Origin of the sequence: Citricoccus alkalitolerans, assembly GCF_039528175.1 — a bacterium.
In the GTDB taxonomy this organism is placed as follows: Bacteria; Actinomycetota; Actinomycetes; order Actinomycetales; family Micrococcaceae; genus Citricoccus; species Citricoccus alkalitolerans.
On sequence record NZ_BAAALH010000002.1, the window covers coordinates 1,434,216 to 1,454,473 of the forward strand.

Annotated in this window: 14 protein-coding genes; 10 read left to right on the plus strand and 4 right to left on the minus strand. The window is 66.9% G+C overall.

The features are described from left to right. Positions 1-59: 59 nt before the first annotated feature. The 3 genes from ABD134_RS12425 to ABD134_RS12435 are packed head-to-tail and all read right to left on the minus strand — an operon-like array spanning position 60 to position 3,156. Complete coding sequence (locus ABD134_RS12425; RefSeq protein WP_344229888.1) at positions 60-1,625, minus strand: tripartite tricarboxylate transporter permease; 1,566 nt, start codon at positions 1,623-1,625, stop codon at positions 60-62. Further along, positions 1,622-2,167, minus strand: a complete 546-nt coding sequence (locus ABD134_RS12430; protein ID WP_344229890.1) for a tripartite tricarboxylate transporter TctB family protein — start codon at positions 2,165-2,167, stop codon at positions 1,622-1,624. Before ABD134_RS12430 ends, ABD134_RS12425 begins: the two co-directional genes overlap by 4 nt. Positions 2,168-2,169: 2 nt before the next feature. Next, complete coding sequence (locus ABD134_RS12435) at positions 2,170-3,156, minus strand: tripartite tricarboxylate transporter substrate binding protein (RefSeq protein WP_344229892.1); 987 nt, start codon at positions 3,154-3,156, stop codon at positions 2,170-2,172. A 352-nt stretch (positions 3,157-3,508) separates the two neighbouring features. Here ABD134_RS12435 and ABD134_RS12440 point away from each other — a divergent pair, with 352 nt between their 5' ends. From ABD134_RS12440 to ABD134_RS12470, 7 genes are all read left to right on the plus strand, one after another. Beyond that, a complete protein-coding gene (locus ABD134_RS12440; RefSeq protein WP_344229894.1) occupies positions 3,509-4,564 on the plus strand; it encodes a LacI family DNA-binding transcriptional regulator in 1,056 nt (351 codons plus the stop codon). A gap of 346 nt (positions 4,565-4,910) precedes the next feature. Beyond that, positions 4,911-5,426 (plus strand): 50S ribosomal protein L10, encoded by a 516-nt coding sequence (rplJ, locus tag ABD134_RS12445; protein ID WP_344229896.1) that lies wholly within the window; start codon positions 4,911-4,913, stop codon positions 5,424-5,426. Between the two features lie 88 nt (positions 5,427-5,514). Next, the gene (gene rplL / locus ABD134_RS12450) at positions 5,515-5,898 is read left to right on the plus strand and encodes a 50S ribosomal protein L7/L12 (protein ID WP_344229898.1); all 384 of its coding nucleotides are present in this window, start codon (positions 5,515-5,517) and stop codon (positions 5,896-5,898) included. A gap of 274 nt (positions 5,899-6,172) precedes the next feature. Beyond that, positions 6,173-7,387, plus strand: a complete 1,215-nt coding sequence (locus ABD134_RS12455; RefSeq protein WP_344229900.1) for an acyltransferase family protein — start codon at positions 6,173-6,175, stop codon at positions 7,385-7,387. Positions 7,388-7,610: 223 nt separating this feature from the next. Beyond that, positions 7,611-11,132, plus strand: a complete 3,522-nt coding sequence (gene rpoB, locus ABD134_RS12460) for a DNA-directed RNA polymerase subunit beta (protein ID WP_344229902.1) — start codon at positions 7,611-7,613, stop codon at positions 11,130-11,132. Positions 11,133-11,197: 65 nt separating this feature from the next. Beyond that, complete coding sequence (locus ABD134_RS12465; protein ID WP_344229904.1) at positions 11,198-15,094, plus strand: DNA-directed RNA polymerase subunit beta'; 3,897 nt, start codon at positions 11,198-11,200, stop codon at positions 15,092-15,094. Between the two features lie 180 nt (positions 15,095-15,274). Further along, positions 15,275-16,180: an aldo/keto reductase gene (locus tag ABD134_RS12470; RefSeq protein WP_344229906.1), complete on the plus strand. Its 906-nt coding sequence runs from the start codon at positions 15,275-15,277 to the stop codon at positions 16,178-16,180. A gap of 8 nt (positions 16,181-16,188) precedes the next feature. Here ABD134_RS12470 and ABD134_RS12475 read toward each other — a convergent pair whose 3' ends face one another. Next, the gene (locus tag ABD134_RS12475) at positions 16,189-17,487 is read right to left on the minus strand and encodes a lipid II:glycine glycyltransferase FemX (protein WP_344229908.1); all 1,299 of its coding nucleotides are present in this window, start codon (positions 17,485-17,487) and stop codon (positions 16,189-16,191) included. A 34-nt stretch (positions 17,488-17,521) separates the two neighbouring features. Between ABD134_RS12475 and ABD134_RS12480 the strand changes: the two genes are divergently transcribed. From ABD134_RS12480 to rpsG, 3 genes are all read left to right on the plus strand, one after another. Next, positions 17,522-18,970: a carboxylate--amine ligase gene (locus ABD134_RS12480; RefSeq protein WP_344229910.1), complete on the plus strand. Its 1,449-nt coding sequence runs from the start codon at positions 17,522-17,524 to the stop codon at positions 18,968-18,970. Positions 18,971-19,403: 433 nt separating this feature from the next. Further along, positions 19,404-19,778: a 30S ribosomal protein S12 gene (gene rpsL / locus ABD134_RS12485; protein ID WP_091692838.1), complete on the plus strand. Its 375-nt coding sequence runs from the start codon at positions 19,404-19,406 to the stop codon at positions 19,776-19,778. Beyond that, entirely contained in the window at positions 19,778-20,248 is a 471-nt protein-coding gene (gene rpsG, locus ABD134_RS12490; protein ID WP_115931898.1) for a 30S ribosomal protein S7, read from the plus strand. Before rpsL ends, rpsG begins: the two co-directional genes overlap by 1 nt. The last annotated feature ends 10 nt before the right edge of the window (positions 20,249-20,258 follow it).

Consider the following 20,258-nt stretch of genomic DNA (forward strand, 5'->3'; position numbering starts at 1 on the left):
GGGGGCGCCGTCGTCGTAGTTGGTGGTGTGGCCGGTGGGATTGGTGGTGGAGATCCCGGTCAGGGGATCAGGACGGACAGTCCCTCGTCCTTGCCCTTGAGGGCATGCTTGCGGCGCAGGCGCATCTGGCGCAGCGGGGGCAGCAGGAGTGCTGCGGCCGAGATGGCGAACAGCACCAGGGCGATGGGGCTGGTGAAGAATCCGGCCCAGCCGTCCCCGATCAGGGTGCGGCGCAGGTTGGATTCGGCGAGGGGGCCGAGGATCAGACCGAGGACGGCCGGTCCGGCGGGGAAGCCGAAGCGGAGCATGAACAGCCCGATCAGTCCCATGATCAGCATGACGAAGACATCGAAGACCGAGTTGCTGATGGAGTAGGTGCCGACCATGCAGAACACCAGGATGATGATCCAGAGGTACTGATTCTTCAGCTCCAGCAGTTTCACCATCGACTTCATGCGGATCAGGGACAGTCCCAGGGAGAGCACGGTGGCCACCAACAGGATCGCCGCCAGGGTGTAGACCAGCGAAGGGTCATTGGTGAACAGGGCCGGTCCGGGTTGGATGCCCCAGATCATCATGGAGCCGATCAGGACGGCCATCACCGAGTCGCCGGGCACGCCCAGGGCCATGGTGGTGGTCACGGAGCCGCCGAGGGTGGCGGTGGACGAGGTGTCCGCGGCGGTGAGCCCTTCGATGGAACCCTTGCCGAACTCCTCCTTACGCCGGGAGAACCGCTTGGCGTTGTCCCAGGAGATGATGCCGGCGATGTCTCCGCCGACGGCAGGGACCAGGCCCACCACGGAGCCGGTGCCGGCGCCGATGCCCATGGGCTTCACCAATCGGCGGAACATCTCCCGATCCGGCAGCCACTGGCCCAGCTGGCTGATCGGCTTGTCCTGGATCGCGTTGCGTCGGTGGGTCACCATCTGGTTGAGGACCTCGGCCACACCGAACAGGCCGATGATCACGGGGATGAAGGGGACTCCGCCGTTGAGTTCCAGGATTCCCAGGGTGAAACGCTGATCACCGGTGATCGGGTCACGTCCCACCGTGGCCAGCAGCAGGCCGAAGGCACCGGCGACCAGGCCCTTGAAGATACGGCCGGAGGAGACGCCGATCATCATCGTCAGACCGAAGACCACCAGGGCGAACAGCTCCGGCGGCCCGAACTGGCGGGCGAGGCCGGCCAGCGGAATGGCGAACAGCGAGAGCACGATGATGCCGATGATCATGCCGAACGCGGAGCCGAAGGCGGAGGCGGTCATGGCCAGGCCGGCCTTGCCCTGTTTGGCCAGGGGATAGCCGTCGAAGGTCGTCGCGATCGAGGCCGGGGTGCCGGGCGTGTTGATGAGGATGGCCGGCACCCGGTCGCCGAACTGAGCTGCCACGTAGATCGTCAGCAGCACGGCCAGGCCCTGGATGGGGTCCATGGTGAGGGTGAAGCCGGAGGCCAGGGCCACGGCCATGGTGGCTGTGACGCCGGGGAACGCACCGACCAGCATGCCCACGAGCATGCCCAGGCCGATGTACAGCAGCGTGTCCCACTGCAGGACCACGCCGATGCCGTCGGTGACGGCGTTCGCCGCGAGGGGCAAGGGCAGCTGGACGAGGAGTTCGGGGATCACAGGGGCACCTTCAGGAGGACGATGAACAGCAGGTGCAGCAGGGCACCGATGATGATCGGGAGGAAGACGAGGACCTTCCAGTTCCGGATTCCGTAGAGCAAGAGCAGCACCACGGTGACGACCAGGGTGATCAACCAGAACTGCAGGACGTTGAACAGCAGCAGGTAGCCGATCAGCACGGCGAAGGTCGCGGCCATCCGGCCTATCCCGGTCCAGGTCATGTCCTCGGGGATGTCCGACGGGCGGACCCCGCGCAGGACGTTGGTGAATACCAGGAGGACGCCGAGCCCGATCAGGGCCCAGGCGAGCATGGTCGGCCAGAACCGTGGACCCATGGCGTCCCCGCCCCGGTCGGTGATGTCACCGACCAGGACGAGGACCGTGATGCCCAGACCCAGCGACGCAGCCACGGGAATCAGCTCCCGCAACCGGTACGGCAGGTTCTTCAGCAGGACCAGGTCCTCCGGATGATCACCAGGACGCTCCGCGGTCCCGGCAGACGAACCGGTTGTGGAACCAGCGGGGGTGTCAGGCGAGGACACGACTAGCCCTGCTTGGACTTCGCCAGGTCGATCCAGGGGCCGTAGCGCTCCTCCTCGGCCTGGATGAACTCGGTGAACTCGCCGGCCGGGACGGAGACCGGCACCAGGTTGGACTGCTCGATGACGGACTGGTAGTCCTCGTCCTCCGTGGCCGCCACGATGGCGTCCGAGAGGGTCTGGACGACGTCGTCCGGAGTTCCGGCGGGGGCCATCAGGCCGGTGAAGGAGGCGTTCTGCAGGTCGACGCCCTGTTCGGCCGCGGTGGGCACGTCCGGGAAGGCCTCGACGCGCTCTTCCGCCAGGACGGCCAGGTAGCGCAGCTCGCCGCCGTCCACCTGGGCCTTCTGGGAGCCCATGGCGTCGATGGAGAAGTCCACGTCACCGGCCGCGGCGGCGGCGATCGACGGGGCGGAACCGTCGAACGGGACGTTGGTCAGTTCGATGCCGGCCATCTCCTGGAAGCCCTGGGCCGGGTTGTCCCACACGGATCCGACGCCGGGGGACGAGTACGTGATCTCTCCCGGGGCCGCCTTCGCGGCGTCGATCAGGTCCTGCAGGGTCTCATAGGGGCTGTCCGCCTTGACGGCGATGGCGCCGGGGCCCTCGAGGATCTTGCCGAGGAAGGCGTAGTCGGCCGGCTTGATGTCGTAGTCCATGAACTGCAGGGTGGCCACCTCGGCGCCCAGCATGGAGAGGTTGTAGCCGTCCGGCTCCTGCTCCTTGAGCCAGTTGTAGCCCACGGAGCCGTTCGCGCCGGGGCGGTTCTCCACGATGACGCTGACGCCCAGCTCGTCCTCGAGCAGCGGTGCCAGGGTGCGGGCTGAGAGGTCACCGGAGCCGCCAGCGGCCCACGGCACGACGAGGCGGATGTCCTCGGTGGGGAACTCCTCGCCTTCGCCTCCGCCTCCGGAGTTCGAGGCGCAACCGGACAGCAGCAGTCCGGCGGCGGCCAGGGTGGCCGCGGAAGTCATCAGGGTGCGTTGTTTCATGTCCGGCTCCTTGGGGGATAACTCGGTGATTCAGACGGATAAGACGGGTGCGGTGATGTGCAGTCACGGCAGGCGGTGATGCCGCTCACATCATTCGAGGTGGACAGAAGAATGGCATGAACGGAAAGTGATTGCCAGTCGATTGCCAAAAATTGCGGAAATGAGAAGACTGTGACGCGGTCTGAACAGGGCTCACCTGTCTTATGGCCCGTTACGAGGCGGTCGGCGAATAAACTCATGCTGGACGGATCACGGCAAAGGGTGGAAAGATCCTGCATGTCCAGTCGGTGGCATTCGCCCCGGATGAGACCATGCCGGCACTGTCCACCTGACGCGAAAAGTTGACAACACCATGGATGTTGAACGGGACGACGCCGCTACGGCGAGGATTCGCCTCGAGGACGTGGCCCGGGAGGCCGGTGTGGCCCCGTCCACGGCATCCCGTGCGTTCACGCGGCCAGATCGGGTGAACTTCCAGACCGTGGAGCGGGTCATGGACGCGGCCGCCCGGTTGGGATACCGGCGTGAGCCCCCGCGTGGGGCAGCCGCGATCCCGGCGGCCTCGTCCCGCGCGGTGAACCTCCTGGTGCAGGACCTGGCCAACCCCTTCTTCGCCGACCTGCTCAAAGGAGCCGTCAGTCAGGCGCGCTCGGCCGGCTACCTTGTGACCCTGGGAGATGCCGAGGAATCCGCCACCATGGAACGGACGCACCTGGAACGGTTGACCGGGGATGCGAACGGTGTGGTCGCCGCAGCCCGCTGGACCTCTGATGCCGAGCTGCGGGAGATGGCACGGCGTCGGCCGCTGGTGCTGTTCAACCGGGAGGTGGCGGGGATCAGCTCGGTGGTGGCCGGGGATGCCGATTCCAGCCGGCATCTGATCGAGCACCTGCATGCGTTGGGCCACCGGAAGATCGTGTACTGCGCGGGGCCGCACAATGCGTGGAGCAACGTCCTGCGCCAGAAGGCCCAGGACGAGGTGGCCCAGGCTCTGGGGATCGAGCTGATCACCACGGGGCCGTTCAAGCCGCTGATCGGCCAGGGGGCCGCCGCGGCCGCCTTGGCCTGGGCGCGGAAACCGACCGCCATCATCGGCTACAACGATCAGCTGGCCGTCGGCATCCTCCGGCATCTGATCTCCAACGGTGTGGACGTCCCGGGAGATGTCTCCGTGGTCGGCTATGACAATACCTATGGCTCGGACTTCGTGCATTCGGGTCTGACCTGTGTGGACGCTCCTGTGGAGCAGGCCGGCCGCGCGGCCGTGGACCTGTTGCTGGCCCGCATGGCGGGAGAGCGGACCGTGCACCAGCTCCGGCTGGCTTCTGGGCTACAGGTCCGCGGCTCGACCGGCCCGGCGTCCACGTCTCCCTCCTCGGCCCCCGTCCTGTCGGCGGTGCGCCGGTGAGGGGTGGTCGACGTGCTGACTTCCTGCCGGCCTCCTGCCGGCTTCTGTGGGATTCTCGCCGGATTCTCACTGGAGGCTCACCGATTTGGTGAATGGCCGGGGTCCGGCCTAAGATCGGTTGCACCAAAGACCGCCGGTCGGCAGGTGCCCGGATGTTCCCCGAACCTCTGGATGCCCGTCCGTAAAGCTCTCCCGATGGAGGCAACCTGCGCAGGTGAAACCGAGCAACGCTTGAAGGATGGCTGGACCCAGGTCCGCCGTGATGTCAACGCCACGCCCTGTGCACCTGCACGGGGCGTTTTTCATTGTCCGGGGGTACCGGCCCCACAGCAATGGAAGGAGTGCCATGGCGACGTCTGAAAAGAACGCTGTTGTGGCGGAGCTGGCGGAACTCTTCCGCACCTCCACCGCAGCAGTTTTGACGGAGTACCGTGGTCTCACCGTGGCCGAGCTCAAGCAGCTCCGCCGTGCACTCGGTGAGAATGCGACCTACGCCGTGGTGAAGAACACGCTGACCGAGATCGCGGCCGACCAGGCCGGCGTCGATGCCTTCAAGGGCAAGATGACCGGCCCGTCCGCAATCGCCTTCGTCTCCGGTGATCCGGTGGACGCGGCCAAGGCCATGCGCGACTTCGCCAAGAATCATGATGCCCTGGTTGTCAAGGGCGGCTACATGGAGGGCCGGTTCCTCGATGAGGCGGCCATGAAGAAGCTGGCGGACCTTGAGTCCCGCGAGGTTCTGCTGTCCAAGCTGGCAGGTGCCATGAAGGGCAACCTGACCAAGGCTGCCTACCTGTTCCAGGCCCCCCTCTCGCAGGCAGTCCGCACCGTGGATGCCCTGCGCGCGAAGGTCGCCGAGTAACACCCCCCCGGTCGCTCTCGCGGCCAACCCCACACCATCACATCCGTGAAAACTCATCCGTGATCACACGGAAGTAAAGGAGCCCACCATGGCTAAGCTGTCCACCGAAGAGCTGCTCGAGGCCTTCTCCGAGCTGTCCCTCATCGAGCTGTCCGAGTTCGTCAAGGCCTTCGAGGAGAAGTTCGAGGTGACCGCTGCCGCTCCGGTCGCCGCTGCCGGCGCCGCTCCGGCCGCCGCTGCCGCTGAGGCCGAGGAAGAGCAGACCGAGTTCGATGTGGTCCTCGAGTCCGCTGGCGACAAGAAGATCGGCGTCATCAAGGAGGTCCGCGCACTGACCTCGCTGGGTCTGAAGGAAGCCAAGGACCTCGTCGACTCCGCTCCGAAGGCCGTCCTGGAGGGCGTCAACAAGGAGACTGCCGACAAGGCCAAGGAGACCCTCGAGGGCGCCGGCGCCACCGTCACGCTCAAGTGATGACGGCGGCCTGAGCCGCTGTTCGTCTCTTTCAGTCCGGTCCCATCCGACCTGCTCACGCGGGGAGGGTGGGACCGTTCTGCTTTAACCCAGGTTCGGCACCTCCGGGTTCCGTCGCCCGGTCAGTCCTGTTCTCATCGGATTCCCAGTGACCGCCCAGACGAGGTTCGTAAGGTAACGAAATCATCAAGGACGGGATGCAAGCAGAGCCCGACGCGCGGGGGCGGGGGCCACAGCGCGGCGCGGCTCGGTATGTGAGGGAGGGGGCCGACCCATGGTCGCGACGACGGAACTGCCACGGATCGGGGTAGACCAGCAGAAGAATCAGCGGGTCGATCACCAGGCAAAGGAGCAGACGGCCGGTCGGCACCGTCCCCGCCTGGCCCTGCTGGACGGGCTCCGCCTGGTCGCAGCCCTCGCCGTGGTGCTCTTCCACTGGACCGCCTGGCATCACGGCCACTGGGGCCGCCATGGGGAACCGGCCGCCGAGGCGTGGCCGTGGTTGAGCCAGTTCAGCTCCGTCGGGGCGCTCGGCGTCCAGCTCTTCTTCATCATCTCCGGCTTCGTGATCCTGCTCTCCTCCTATGGGAAGTCACCGGCGAGGTTCATCGGGTCTCGGGTGGGGCGTCTCTATCCGGCCTATTGGGTCGCGGTGCTGGCCACCGCCACGCTGACCTTCGTCCTCTGGCCGGAGATGGGAACCCAGCGGTCGCCGGTGGACATCCTGGCGAACCTGACGATGTTCCAGGGCGGACTCGGCGTCGGGCATATCGACGGCGTGTACTGGACCCTGTGGGTGGAGATGAAGTTCTACCTCTGGATCCTCGGCTTCACTCTGATCGGCATGACGGTGGGCCGGGTCCTCGTGTTCGCGTTCGCATGGCCGATCGTCGGCAATGCGCTGTACTTCGGCCTGCATGCGGCCGGCCAGCCCATCGCCTGGGTGGAGCACGTGTTCTTCCCGCAGTACTCAGCCCTCTTCGCCGCCGGGATGGCCCTGTTTCTGCTGTTCAAATTCGGCCACACGCCCCTGCGGTGGGCGGCGTTCATACTGAACGCGGGTGCCGGCAGCCTGTGGTCCGCTCGCGTCCAGCAGGCCGAGACGGTCGAGCTCACCGGTTATGACTACCCCTTCTGGGCCTTCGTGGCCATCGTCGCCGGGCTGTTCGTCCTGGTGGCGCTTATCGTGCTGACGCCCTTGGCTTCCCTCAGGGTTCCGGGGATGACCCTGGCCGGACAGCTGACCTACCCGGTCTACCTCTTGCACCAGCTGTGGGGGTGGTGGCTGATCTTCCTACTCTCGCCATACCTGCCGCGCGAGGTGGTCCTGGCCGTCGCCCTCGCCGTGATCCTGGGTGCCGCATGGCTGCTGCACCGGTGGGTCGAACGCCCGCTAGGGCCGGGCCTGCAGCGAGCGGTGACGGCCGGCGTCGGGACATGGCCGTTGGTGGGACGGCGACTGGGCTCGGCGCGTACGCCGGTTTCCTAGCATATTCACAGCAACGGGAACAAGACTGACTGGACTTCGGGCGTGCCGAAAGTTAGTATGGTTCCTTACGTCTCCCCTGAAGTCCACTTTGTCATGCCGCCGGTCGTGTCCGGGGGCATTTCGGTGTGGCATTCGGTCTGGCCTTCAAATAGCGGTGGGCCCCGGTGCTGTGGACCAGTGGGGGAGTGCACGGAAGTAAAGACGGTCTGTGGAAGGATCCCTCTTGGTCGCCTCGAGCACCTCAAATACCGAAACCGCTAATTTCCCCGGGGGCGTCTCGCCCCGCTCCGGCGCCAGTGCCGGCCGAATCTCGTTCGCGAAGATTCACGAGCCGCTGGAGGTCCCGGACCTGCTGGCCCTGCAGACCGAGTCGTTCGACCGGCTCGTGGGCAACGAGCGCTGGGCCGAACGGGTGGCCCACGCTCGCGAGATCAACGACGACTCCGTCGCTGTCACGTCGGGCTTCGCCGACATCTTCGAGGAGATCTCCCCGATCGAGGACTTCCAGGGCACCATGTCCCTGTCCTTCACCGATCCCGAGTTCTCTGACCCGAAGATGCCGGTCGACGAGTGCAAGGAGCGGGACACCACCTACGCCGCTCCGCTGTACGTCAAGGCCGAGTTCATGAACAACAACACCGGCGAGATCAAGCAGCAGACGGTGTTCATGGGCGACTTCCCGCTCATGACGGACAAGGGCACCTTCGTGATCAACGGCACCGAGCGTGTCGTCGTGTCCCAGCTCGTCCGCTCGCCCGGCGCCTACTTCGAGCGCACCCCGGACAAGACCAGTGACAAGGACATCTTCACCGCGAAGATCATCCCGTCCCGTGGTGCCTGGTTCGAGCTCGAGGTCGACAAGCGCGACCAGGTCGGCGTCCGCCTCGACCGCAAGCGCAAGCAGCCGGTCACCGTGCTGCTCAAGGCCATGGGCTGGTCCGAGTCCCGCATCCTCGAGGAGTTCGGCCAGTACGACTCCATCCGTGCCACCCTCGAGAAGGACCCCACCGAGGGCCAGAACGAGGCGCTGCTGGACATCTACCGCAAGCTCCGCCCGGGCGAGCCCGCCGCCGTGGACGCCGCGCAGAACCTGCTGAACAACCTGTACTTCACCCCGAAGCGCTATGACCTGGCGAAGGTGGGCCGTTACAAGCTCAACCGCAAGCTGGGCGTGGACATGCCGCTGTCCGATCCGCACGCCTCCGTGCTGACCCAGGACGACATCGTCCAGATGGTCCACTTCATCGTGGCCCTGCACGCCAACGAGAAGACGATCACCGGCAAGCGCGCCGGCGAGGACGTCGAGGTGCGCGTTGAGGTCGACGACATCGACCACTTCGGCAACCGCCGCATCCGCGCCGTGGGCGAGCTGATCGAGAACCAGATCCGCACCGGCCTGTCCCGCATGGAGCGCGTCGTGCGTGAGCGCATGACCACCCAGGACGTCGAGGCGATCACCCCGCAGACCCTGATCAACATCCGCCCCGTGGTGGCCTCGATCAAGGAGTTCTTCGGAACGTCCCAGCTGTCCCAGTTCATGGACCAGAACAACCCGCTGGCGGGCCTGACCCACAAGCGGCGCCTGTCCGCGCTCGGCCCGGGCGGTCTGTCCCGTGACCGTGCCGGCATGGAAGTCCGTGACGTGCACCCGTCCCACTACGGCCGCATGTGCCCCATCGAGACCCCGGAAGGCCCGAACATCGGCCTCATCGGCTCGCTGGCCACGTTCGGGCGCATCAACCCCTTCGGCTTCATCGAGACCCCGTACCGCAAGGTCGTGGACGGGATCGTCACCAAGCAGGTGGACTACCTCACCGCCGATGACGAGCTGGAAGCCCAGATCGCCCAGGCCAACGCTCCGCTGAACGACGACGGCTCCTTCGCCGAGGACCTCGTGCTCTGCCGCCAGCGCGGCGGCGGTGGCGAGCCGGTGCTGTCGACCGTGGACGACATCGACTACATGGACGTCTCCCCGCGCCAGATGGTCTCCGCCGCCACGGCGTTGATCCCGTTCCTCGAGCATGACGACGCCAACCGCGCCCTCATGGGAGCGAACATGCAGCGCCAGGCCGTGCCGCTGCTCCAGGCCGAGGCGCCCCTGGTGGGCACCGGCATGGAGAAGTACATCGCCGTCGACGCCGGCGACTCCATCACGGCCGACGCCCCCGGCGTCGTTACCGAGGTGGCAGCGGACATGGTGACCGTCATGAATGACGACGGCACGATGCGCCACTACCCGATCATGAAGTTCGCCCGCTCCAACCAGGGCAACGCCTACAACCAGCGTGTCCGGGTCACCGAGGGCGACCGCGTGGAGAAGCTGTCCATCATCGCCGACGGTCCCGCCACGGACCACGGTGAGCTGGCGCTCGGCAAGAACCTCCTCGTCGCGTTCATGCCCTGGGAGGGCCTGAACTACGAGGACGCCATCATCCTGTCCCAGCGCATGGTCTCCGATGACGTGCTCACCTCGATCCACATCGAGGAGCACGAGGTCGACGCCCGCGACACCAAGCTGGGCGCGGAAGAGGTCACCCGGGACATCCCGAACGTCTCCGACGAGGTCCTGGCGCAGCTCGACGAGCGCGGCATCATCCACATCGGCGCCGAGGTCGAGGCCGGGGACATCCTGGTCGGCCGCGTGACCCCGAAGGGCGAGACCGAGCTGACCCCGGAGGAGCGCCTGCTGCGCGCCATCTTCGGCGAGAAGTCCCGCGAAGTGCGTGACACCTCCCTGAAGGTGCCCCACGGCGAATCCGGCACCGTCATCGGCGTCCGCATCTTCGATCGCGACGAGGACGACGACCTGCCCCCGGGCGTGAACCAGCTGGTCCGCGTGTACGTGGCCCAGAAGCGCAAGATCACCGACGGTGACAAGATGGCCGGCCGCCACGGCAACAAGGGCGTCATCTCCAAGATCCTGCCGATGGAGGACATGCCGTTCCTCGAGGACGGCACCCCAGTGGACATCATCCTGAACCCGCTGGGCGTTCCGGGCCGCATGAACCTGGGTCAGGTCATGGAGTTGCACCTGGGCTGGGCCGCCTCCCGCGGCTGGGACATCCAGGGCGAGCCGGAGTGGATCAAGGACCTGCCGAACTTCCCGCGGTCCTCCGGTCCGGTCAATGTCGCCACCCCGGTGTTCGACGGCGCTGAGGCCCACGAGATCGAGGGTCTGCTCGGCCACGTCAACGTCACCCGTGACGGCGACCGCCTGATGGGCACCAACGGCAAGGCCACCCTGTTCGACGGCCGCTCCGGCGAGCCGTTCCCGGACGCGGTCTCCGTGGGCTACATGTACATGCTGAAGCTGCACCACCTGGTGGATGACAAGATCCACGCGCGCTCCACCGGTCCGTACTCCATGATCACGCAGCAGCCGCTGGGTGGTAAGGCACAGTTCGGTGGCCAGCGCTTCGGTGAGATGGAGGTCTGGGCCCTGGAGGCGTACGGCGCCGCCTACACCCTGCAGGAGCTGCTGACCATCAAGTCGGATGACATCCACGGTCGTGTGAAGGTCTACGAGGCCATCGTGAAGGGCGAGAACATCCCGGAGCCGGGCGTTCCCGAGTCCTTCAAGGTCCTCATCAAGGAAATGCAGTCGCTGTGCCTGAACGTGGAGGTCCTCTCCGCCGACGGCACCGCGATTGAAATGCGTGACTCGGAGGATGAAGTCTTCCGGGCCGCCGAGGAACTGGGCATCGACCTGTCCCACAACGAGCCCAGCTCGGTTGAAGAGGTCTGAGCAACACCCGTTCCCCGTCCCACCCCAGACTTCATCAACGTTACGAATCAGGAGTTCAACGGACCATGTCCAACGACAACTCATCATTTGGCCACATGCGCATTGGCCTCGCGACCGCGGACGAGATCCGCAATTGGTCCTACGGCGAGGTCAAGAAGCCCGAAACCATCAACTACCGCACCCTGAAGCCCGAGAAGGACGGACTCTTCTGCGAGAAGATCTTCGGCCCCACCCGGGACTGGGAGTGCTACTGCGGCAAGTACAAGCGCGTGCGCTTCAAGGGCATCATCTGTGAGCGCTGCGGCGTCGAGGTGACCCGTTCCAAGGTGCGTCGCGACCGGATGGGCCACATTGAGCTGGCCGCCCCGGTCACCCACATCTGGTACTTCAAGGGTGTGCCCTCCCGTCTGGGCTACCTGCTGGATCTCGCCCCGAAGGATCTCGAGAAGATCATCTACTTCGCGGCGTACATGATCACTTCGGTGGACGACGAGGCACGCCACGCCGACCTGCCGAACCTGCAGGCCGAGCATGACCAGGAGACCCGTCACCTGACGGACACCCGCGACTCCGACATCGCTGCCGTCGCCGGTGACCTCGAGAAGGACCTCGCCAAGCTCGAGTCCGAGGGGGCCAAGGCCGCCGAGAAGAAGAAGGCCCGTGACTCCGCGGACAAGACCATGGCGCAGATCCGCAAGCGGGCCGACGCCGAGCTCGACCGGATGGAGAAGATCTGGGACCGGTTCAAGAACCTCAAGGTCGCGGACCTCGAGGGCGACGAGGGCCTGTTCCGTGCGATGCGTGACAAGTACGGACAGTACTTCGAGGGCTCCATGGGCGCCGAGTCCATCAAGAAGCGTCTGGAGACCTTCGACCTCGAGGCTGAGGCCGAGTTCCTGCGTGAGGTCATCAAGACCGGCAAGGGCCAGCGCAAGACGCGTGCCCTGAAGCGCCTGAAAGTCGTCAACGCGTTCCTCACCACGGACAACTCCCCGCTGGGCATGGTCCTGGACGCCGTCCCGGTGATCCCGCCGGAGCTGCGCCCGATGGTGCAGCTGGACGGTGGCCGCTTCGCGACCTCCGACCTGAACGACCTGTACCGCCGCGTGATCAACCGCAACAACCGTCTGAAGCGTCTGCTGGATCTCGGTGCCCCCGAGATCATCGTGAACAACGAGAAGCGCATGCTCCAGGAGGCTGTGGACTCGCTGTTCGACAACGGCCGTCGCGGCCGTCCGGTCACCGGGCCGGGCAACCGTCCGTTGAAGTCGCTTTCCGACATGCTCAAGGGCAAGCAGGGGCGCTTCCGCCAGAACCTGCTCGGCAAGCGCGTGGACTACTCCGGCCGTTCCGTGATCGTCGTGGGCCCGCAGCTCAAGCTGCACCAGTGCGGCCTGCCGAAGCAGATGGCGCTGGAGCTCTTCAAGCCCTTCGTGATGAAGCGCCTGGTGGACCTCAACCACGCCCAGAACATCAAGTCCGCCAAGCGGATGGTGGAGCGCTTCCGCCCGCAGGTGTGGGACGTGCTGGAGGAGGTCATCACCGAGCACCCGGTGCTGCTGAACCGTGCACCCACCCTGCACCGCCTCGGAATCCAGGCCTTCGAGCCGATGCTGGTGGAGGGCAAGGCACTGCAGCTGCACCCGTTGGTCTGTGGCGCCTTCAACGCCGACTTCGACGGTGACCAGATGGCAGTGCACCTGCCGCTGAGCCCCGAGGCACAGGCCGAGTCGCGCCTGCTGATGCTGTCCTCCCACAACATCCTGAAGCCCTCGGACGGCCGCGCCGTGGCCGTGCCGGCCCAGGATATGATCATCGGTCTCAACCACCTCACCACCGTGCGTGAGGACGAGGCCGGTGCCGGATCGGAGTACTCGTCGGTCGCCGAGGCCATCATGGCCTTCGACGCCGGTCAGCTGCACCTGAACGCCCCGGCCAAGATCACCGTGGACGGCTTCATCCCGTCCGCCCAGAGCCCGGCCCCGGAGGGCTGGGAAGAGGGCACCCCGGCCGTGCTGGACACGACCCTGGGCGTGGTGCTGTTCAACGAGCTGCTCCCGGTCGACTACCCGTGGCTGTCCACGCAGGCGACCAAGGGCACCCTCGGCGCACTGGTCAACGACCTGGCCGAGCGGTACCCCATGGTGCAGACCGCCCAGACGCTGGACAACCTCAAGGATGCCGGCTTCCACTGGGGCACCTGGTCGGGCGTCACCGTGGCCATCTCGGACATCACCTCGGACTTCGACAAGGCGTCCATCATGGCCGGGTACGAGGACCAGGCCCTCAAGGTCCAGGCCCAGTACGAGAAGGGTCTGATCGCTGACGAGGAGCGCCGTTCCGAGCTGATCGACATCTGGAACAAGGCCACCGACGAGGTTGCCGCGGCCATGAAGGACGGGCTGCCGAAGCTCAACACCATCAACCGCATGGTGACCTCCGGTGCTCGTGGTAACTGGCTGCAGGTCCGGCAGATCGCCGGCATCCGTGGCCTCGTGGCCAACCCGCAGGGCGAGATCATCCCGCGTCCGATCAAGTCCTCCTACAGAGAGGGCCTGTCCGTGCTCGAGTACTTCATCGCCACCCACGGTGCCCGTAAGGGCCTCGCGGATACGGCGCTGAAGACCGCCAACTCGGGTTACCTGACCCGTCGACTGGTGGACGTGTCCCAGGACGTCATCGTCCGCGAAGAGGACTGCGGCACCGAGCGCGGCCTGACCGAGATCATCGGCGTGCCGAACGTCGACGGTGAACTGGTGCGCCACGAGACCGTGGAGAACTCCTCGTTCGCCCGTTCCCTCGCGGTCGATGTCACCTCCGAGGACGGCACCGTCCTGGGCCAGTCGGGTGAGGCCATCGGCGACGTCGCCATCGACGCGTACATCGCCGCCGGCATCACCGAGATCAAGGTGCGCTCCGTGCTCACCTGTGAGTCCGCCGTCGGGACCTGCGCGAAGTGCTACGGCCGCTCCATGGCCACGGGTCAGCTCGTGGACATCGGTGAGGCCGTGGGCATCATCGCCGCCCAGTCCATCGGTGAGCCGGGAACCCAGCTCACCATGCGTACCTTCCACACCGGTGGTGTCGCCTCCGCAGACGACATCACCCAGGGTCTGCCGCGTATTCAAGAGCTCTTCGAGGCCCGTACCCCCAAGGGTGTGGCCCCGATCTCCGAGGTCGCCGGCCGTGTGGTCATCGAGGACGGCGAGAAGCAGCTGCGGCTGGTGCTCACCCCGGACGACGGCTCTGAGGAGATCGCCTACCCGGTGCTGCGCCGTGCGCGTCTGCTGGTGTCCGATGGCGAGCACGTGGGCGTCGGCACCCAGTTGGTCGCCGGTGCCGTGGATCCGAAGCAGGTGCTGCGTGTGCTCGGTCCCCGGGCCGCCCAGAAGTTCCTGGTCCAGGAAGTCCAGGACGTCTACCAGTCCCAGGGTGTGGGCATCCACGACAAGCACGTGGAGGTCATCGTCCGCCAGATGCTGCGCCGCATCACCGTCATCGAGTCGGGCGAGACCGACCTGTTGCCGGGCGAGCTGACGGACCGCTCCCGCTTCACCGCCGCGAACCGCAAGGCCGTGGCGGAGGGTCGCCAGCCGGCCTCCGGTCGTGACGAGCTCATGGGCATCACCAAGGCCTCGCTCGCCACCGACTCGTGGCTGTCCGCCGCGTCCTTCCAGGAGACCACCCGCGTCCTGACGCAGGCGGCCATGGAGGGCAAGTCGGATCCGCTGCTGGGCCTGAAGGAGAACGTGATCATCGGCAAGCTGATCCCGGCCGGCACCGGTCTGGATCGATACACCAAGGTCAACGTCGAGCCCACCGAGGAGGCCAAGGCCAACCTGTTCACCGGGCCGGCCGGCTTCGCGGACTTCGACTACCCGGGCCTGGACTCCTCGGCCACGCCGGAGTTCCACGCGATCTCGCTGGACGACTACGGTATGGGCGGCGACTTCCGCGGCTGACACGGCTGAGCCCCTGTGAGGGCTCAGCTCGGCCGGTGCCGCTGTACCTCACTGAGGTATGCGGCACCGGCCAGCACCGAACCAGAGTGATCTGCCTCCGTCCTCAGTGACGGGGGCAGGTCACTCTGTGCGTTAAGGGCCGGTGGATCTTCCCGACGCCGGCGTGACAGGCTGGGTGTCATGGTCACCCAGAGATTCGCTCAGCTTTCCGGCACCGGCACCGGGGTCGGCAGCAACAGCAACAACAGCGGCACACGCAGCAACTACGGCAACGCCCGCGCGGCTGTCCAGATCCCCCTGATCGGGCTCGGCACCTGGCCGTTGACGGGCGTCGAGTGCAGCGAGGCGGTGACGAGCGCGCTGGAGGCCGGGTACCGGCACGTGGACACGGCCGAGAACTACCGGAACGAGGACGCGGTGGGGAGGGCCGTCGTCGGCTCCGGGATCAGCAGGGACGAGGTCTTCGTGACGTCCAAGTTCAACCGGGAGTGGCATGGGCCCGTGGACACGGTGCGCGCCGGCCTCGAGGCCGGGCTCGAGCGGGCCGGGCTGGACTACTTCGATCTGTACCTGGTGCACTGGCCGAACCCGGGTCTGGACCGCTATGTGCAGGCGTGCGAATCACTTGCCGAGCTGACGGAGTCCGGTCTCATCCGGTCCTGGGGCGTCTCCAATTTCAAGCCCGCACACCTGCGGCGGGTGCTGGAGGCGGGACTGGTGCCGAGCGTCAATCAGATCCATTGCCAGCCGACCGATGCCCAGCCGGACGTGCAGGAGGCCAACACCGCGGCCGGTGTCCTGACGGCGGCCTACACCCCGATCGGGCGGGGGAGTGAGCTGCTCGACCGCCCGGAGATCAGCTTGATCGCCGCACGGCTGGGGCGGACGCCAGCGCAGGTGGTGCTGCGCTGGCACGTGCAGCAGGGGCGGATCGCCGTCCCGAAGTCGGCCGACCCGCAGCGGCAACGGGAGAACCTGGACGTGTTCTCCTTCGAGCTCACGGCCGACGACCTCGCGGCCGTCGGTGCGCTCGATGCCGGCGTCCCGTCGGAGACCCGCCAGGACGCGGACGAGTTCGGGCACTGACCGGGAGGCTAGCCCCTGCGGGACATGTACAGATTGAAGCCGCGGGCCAGCACCCGGTTGACGGGGTAGTCCCACTCGCCGAGGGTCTGGACCACGTCGGCCCCCATGGTCGTCTTGAACCGGGTCAGCCCGGCCAGCTCGTACTCCGGGTCCAGTGAGGGGCTCATCCCGCCGAGGTCGTACCAGGTACACCCGGCGGCGAGAGAGTCCTGGATCTGTCGCAGTTGCAGGGCCCGTGGGGCGTAGCGCTTGCGTTCCTCTGACGATGAGGCCCCGTAGACGTACCACCCGAACTGGCCCTGGCGGACGTAGATGGCGGCGGCCAGCAGTTGCTCGCCGAAGTGGGCCAGGTACAGGGTGCACTCGGTGTCCACTGCGGTGTCCACTGCACTGGCCTCGGAGCCACCGGAGCCACCGGAGCCACGAGAGCCCGCGGTGTTCAACTCGGTGAACATGCGTTGGAAGTAGGCGAGCGGTCGCCCGGTGAAACCGTCACGCGCCGCAGTCTCCTCGTAGAGGGCCTGCCACGCCGGCAGATCCTCCACCGTGCCCACGGAAACCGTGAGTTCGGAGCGGGTCGACTTGCGGGTCTGCCGCCGGGACGTCGAGTCCATCCGGTTCAGGGCCGCCTCCAGGGCGGGGGACTCACCGTTCTTGTTGGGCTCAGCGCGGGTGCCGTCGGATGCGATGTCCAGTTCCGGTTGCAGCGGGATGCGTGCCTGGAACTGGGGCTGCCCGGCCTCGAACTCCTCCGACTTGGACGGAGCCTGCCATCCCAGGGCCAGGAGGCGGGAACGAACGTGCTCGGCGGCGGGGTCGGTGTGGAGGGGCGTGAGGTCGGTGACCGTACGGTGCGTGCCGGCGGCCAGCGCCTTGCGGACCTCGGAACCGTCCCAGCGGTTCACGACGCCCGGCAGGCCCACCCGGACGAGGAACGCGCCCCGGGACTTGAGGTACTGCACCAGCGGGACCAGGACAGACTCCAACTGGACGGCCGCAGGGTCGAACACGGGCCCCTCGGCGATGTAGGCGAGGGAGCGCTTCTTCAGCACCGGCAGCGGGACGGGTAGTCGGCGGAACAGCACCAAGGCCGTGGCCTTGAGGGTCTGGCCGTCGAAGAAGCCCAAGGAGTCACCCCGCCAGTCGATCTTCACCCCTGGCCACTGCGGGTTCTGGAGGAAGGAGGCGCTGGGGTGCTCCGCCAGGAAGCGCCCATGGTCTGCTCGGGTGATCCGCCGGACGGTCAGGGGCCGGGAGTCCTGGCCGGAGGGGGTGGGGGAACCGAACGGGGAAGCTAGATCTGGCACGACCCCCACCCTAGCCCCCGGTAGCATCGAAGCCATGGAAGACCCCGCCACCTCCTCGGCCAACCCATCAGTCATTCCCGCGGGGCAGCCCTTTGTGCCGGTGATCACCGGGGGCGACGTGGGGGCGTACTCCCTGGCCCGGGAGTTCCATGAGGCGTATGGCGTGATCTCCGCGGTGGTCCCGACGTCCATGAACCGCAACCTGAAGCACTCCGCCATCCTGGAGGCGTTCCCGGCCGGGCCCATGACCGAGGAGCAGCCCGTCATCGACGCCCTCGTGCGGGTCGCCGGACGATTGCGCGGCGAACCACGCCGCCCGCTCCTGCTGCTGGCGAGCTATGACCACCTCGTGCGCTTCGCCGTGCGTCATCGCGAGGCCCTCGAGGCCGCCGGCTACACCGTTCCCTATCCGGATGAGGAGGCCCTGGACACGGCCGCCCTCAAAGAGAACTTCTACGCGCTGTGCGAGCGGTACGGGGTGCCGTACCCGAAGACCGCCACCTACGACGCCGGCTCCCACACCCCTGAGGCCGCGCGCCGGTTCGCCGCCGGGCTGGGCCTGACGTATCCCGTGATCCTCAAGGCCGGCGACGGCGGGGCATGGGCGGACATCCGCTTCGAGGGCCGGCGCAAGGTGCACATCATCGAGGGCACCGCAGGCACCGCAGGCACCGCAGGCACCGCAGGCACCGCAGGCACCGCAGGCACCGACGCATCCACCGACACTGAACCCCAAGCAGGCACCGGGGGAGGGGGAGCCGCCGAGGTGGAGGCCCTCCTCGGCAAGGCCAGTGCGGCCGGCTATCGAGGAGCCCTGATCGTCCAGGAGATGGTGCCCGGGCCGGACTCCCAGCTGGGTATCGCCACGTTCTTCCGTGACCGCGCCGGTTCCACTCGGCTCGTGTCCTACGGAGAGGTTATCGTCGAGGACCATGCCCCCGGCCTGGAGGGTAACGCGCGAGCGGTGCTGGCCTCCGCGCACCCGGAGATCGCGGACCAGGGGATCACCCTGATGGAGGCACTCGACTGGCATGGTTTCGCGATGTTCGACACGAAGATCGACCCCCGCACCGGCGTGGCCCAGTTCCTGGAGATGAATCCGCGGCTTGGCCGGAACCACTACTACCTCACGGCCGCCGGGTCGAACCCTGCCCCATACCTCGTGGAGGAGTATCTGGCGTCGGACGTGCGGTCGGACCTGCGATTGGACGCCAGGCGGGGCGAGGGGCTCGACAAGGGGCTCGACAAGGCGCGGGTGACCACGACCGGACCTGCGCTCATCACCACCGTCCCGCTCTCCTTGGTGAAGCAGTACGCCACTGACGCCCAGCGGCAGCGCATCCGGCAGGCGAAGCGGGCCGGGCGGGTCGTGCGCCCCTTCTCCTACCCCGCAGACCGCGACCTGCGGCGTGAGTTCTCTCTCCGCGCGGCCGAGCTGAAGGCACTGCGGGTATTCCGCAACCACCCGGCGCCCCGGGGTTAGCCCCGACGAGCCAGCTACTTCGCCACCCCGCCCAACCCCTACTCCCCAACCCCTACTCCCCAATCCCTAGTACCCAACCCCCGCGCTCCAACCCCGCGCTCCAACCCCGCGCTCCAACCCCGACGCTCCACCCCCCTACACCCCGTTTCCGTCTCCTGCCCTGCCTCGGTTTCATCGTCGCCCCCACGGGGTGGTAGGCTGGTCTCAATTGTTTTTGTGTGGCAATAGGGACACAGTCCGGGTTGCGGGGTTCTTGCGCAACGAATGCCACACTTTTGCACGCCTGCGGTCGTTCTCGCCGAACCCCCCGGGTGCGAAGAAACGACCATCAGCAGTCCAGGTTGACGCGGGCCCGTCCTGTGCGCCCGCCGGGCTGGAAGCAGGACAGCTGCGAGTGCAGCCAACCTGGAACCGAACAACGGAGAGACCAAGAGTGCCTACGATTCAGCAGCTGGTCCGCAAGGGCCGCTCACCGAAGGTCGTCAAGACCAAGGCTCCTGCACTGCAGGGGAACCCCATGCGCCGTGGCGTGTGCACCCGTGTGTACACCACCACCCCGAAGAAGCCGAACTCCGCACTGCGCAAGGTGGCCCGTGTCCGCCTCAACGGCGGCATCGAAGTCACCGCGTACATCCCGGGCGAGGGCCACAACCTGCAGGAGCACTCCATCGTGCTCGTGCGCGGCGGTCGTGTGAAGGACCTCCCGGGCGTCCGCTACAAGATCGTCCGCGGCGCTTTGGACACCCAGGGTGTCAAGGGTCGCGGCCAGGCCCGCAGCCGCTACGGCGCGAAGAAGGAGAAGAAGTAATGCCACGTAAGGGTCCTGCGCCGAAGCGCCCCCTCGTCGTCGATCCGGTCTACGGGTCTCCGCTGGTCACCCAGCTGATCAACAAGGTGCTCGTGGATGGCAAGAAGTCCACCGCCGAGCACATCGTCTACGGTGCCCTCGAGGGTACTCGTGACAAGGGCGGTGCCGATCCGGTGGCCACCCTCAAGAAGGCCATGGACAACGTCCGCCCGGCCCTCGAGGTCCGCTCCCGCCGCGTCGGCGGTGCCACCTACCAGGTGCCCGTCGAGGTCAAGCCGGGCCGTTCCACCGCGCTGGCCCTGCGCTGGCTCGTGGGCTACTCCAAGGCCCGTCGCGAGAAGACGATGACCGAGCGCCTCATGAACGAGATCCTCGACGCGTCGAACGGTCTCGGTGCCGCGGTCAAGCGCCGCGAGGACACCCACAAGATGGCCGAGTCCAACAAGGCATTCGCCCACTACCGCTGGTGATTCTCGTGCG

Excerpts from the sequence above, each read along its gene's own strand:
- ABD134_RS12440 (WP_344229894.1), top strand. The coding sequence starts at position 3,509 with ATGGATGTTGAACGGGACGACGCCGCTACGGCGAGGATTCGCCTCGAG.
- ABD134_RS12465 (WP_344229904.1), top strand. The coding sequence starts at position 11,198 with ATGTCCAACGACAACTCATCATTTGGCCACATGCGCATTGGCCTCGCG.
- ABD134_RS12480 (WP_344229910.1), top strand. The coding sequence starts at position 17,522 with ATGGAAGACCCCGCCACCTCCTCGGCCAACCCATCAGTCATTCCCGCG.
- ABD134_RS12470 (WP_344229906.1), top strand. The coding sequence starts at position 15,275 with ATGGTCACCCAGAGATTCGCTCAGCTTTCCGGCACCGGCACCGGGGTC.
- rplL (WP_344229898.1), top strand. The coding sequence starts at position 5,515 with ATGGCTAAGCTGTCCACCGAAGAGCTGCTCGAGGCCTTCTCCGAGCTG.
- ABD134_RS12435 (WP_344229892.1), bottom strand. The coding sequence starts at position 3,156 with ATGAAACAACGCACCCTGATGACTTCCGCGGCCACCCTGGCCGCCGCC.
- ABD134_RS12455 (WP_344229900.1), top strand. The coding sequence starts at position 6,173 with ATGGTCGCGACGACGGAACTGCCACGGATCGGGGTAGACCAGCAGAAG.
- rplJ (WP_344229896.1), top strand. The coding sequence starts at position 4,911 with ATGGCGACGTCTGAAAAGAACGCTGTTGTGGCGGAGCTGGCGGAACTC.
- rpsG (WP_115931898.1), top strand. The coding sequence starts at position 19,778 with ATGCCACGTAAGGGTCCTGCGCCGAAGCGCCCCCTCGTCGTCGATCCG.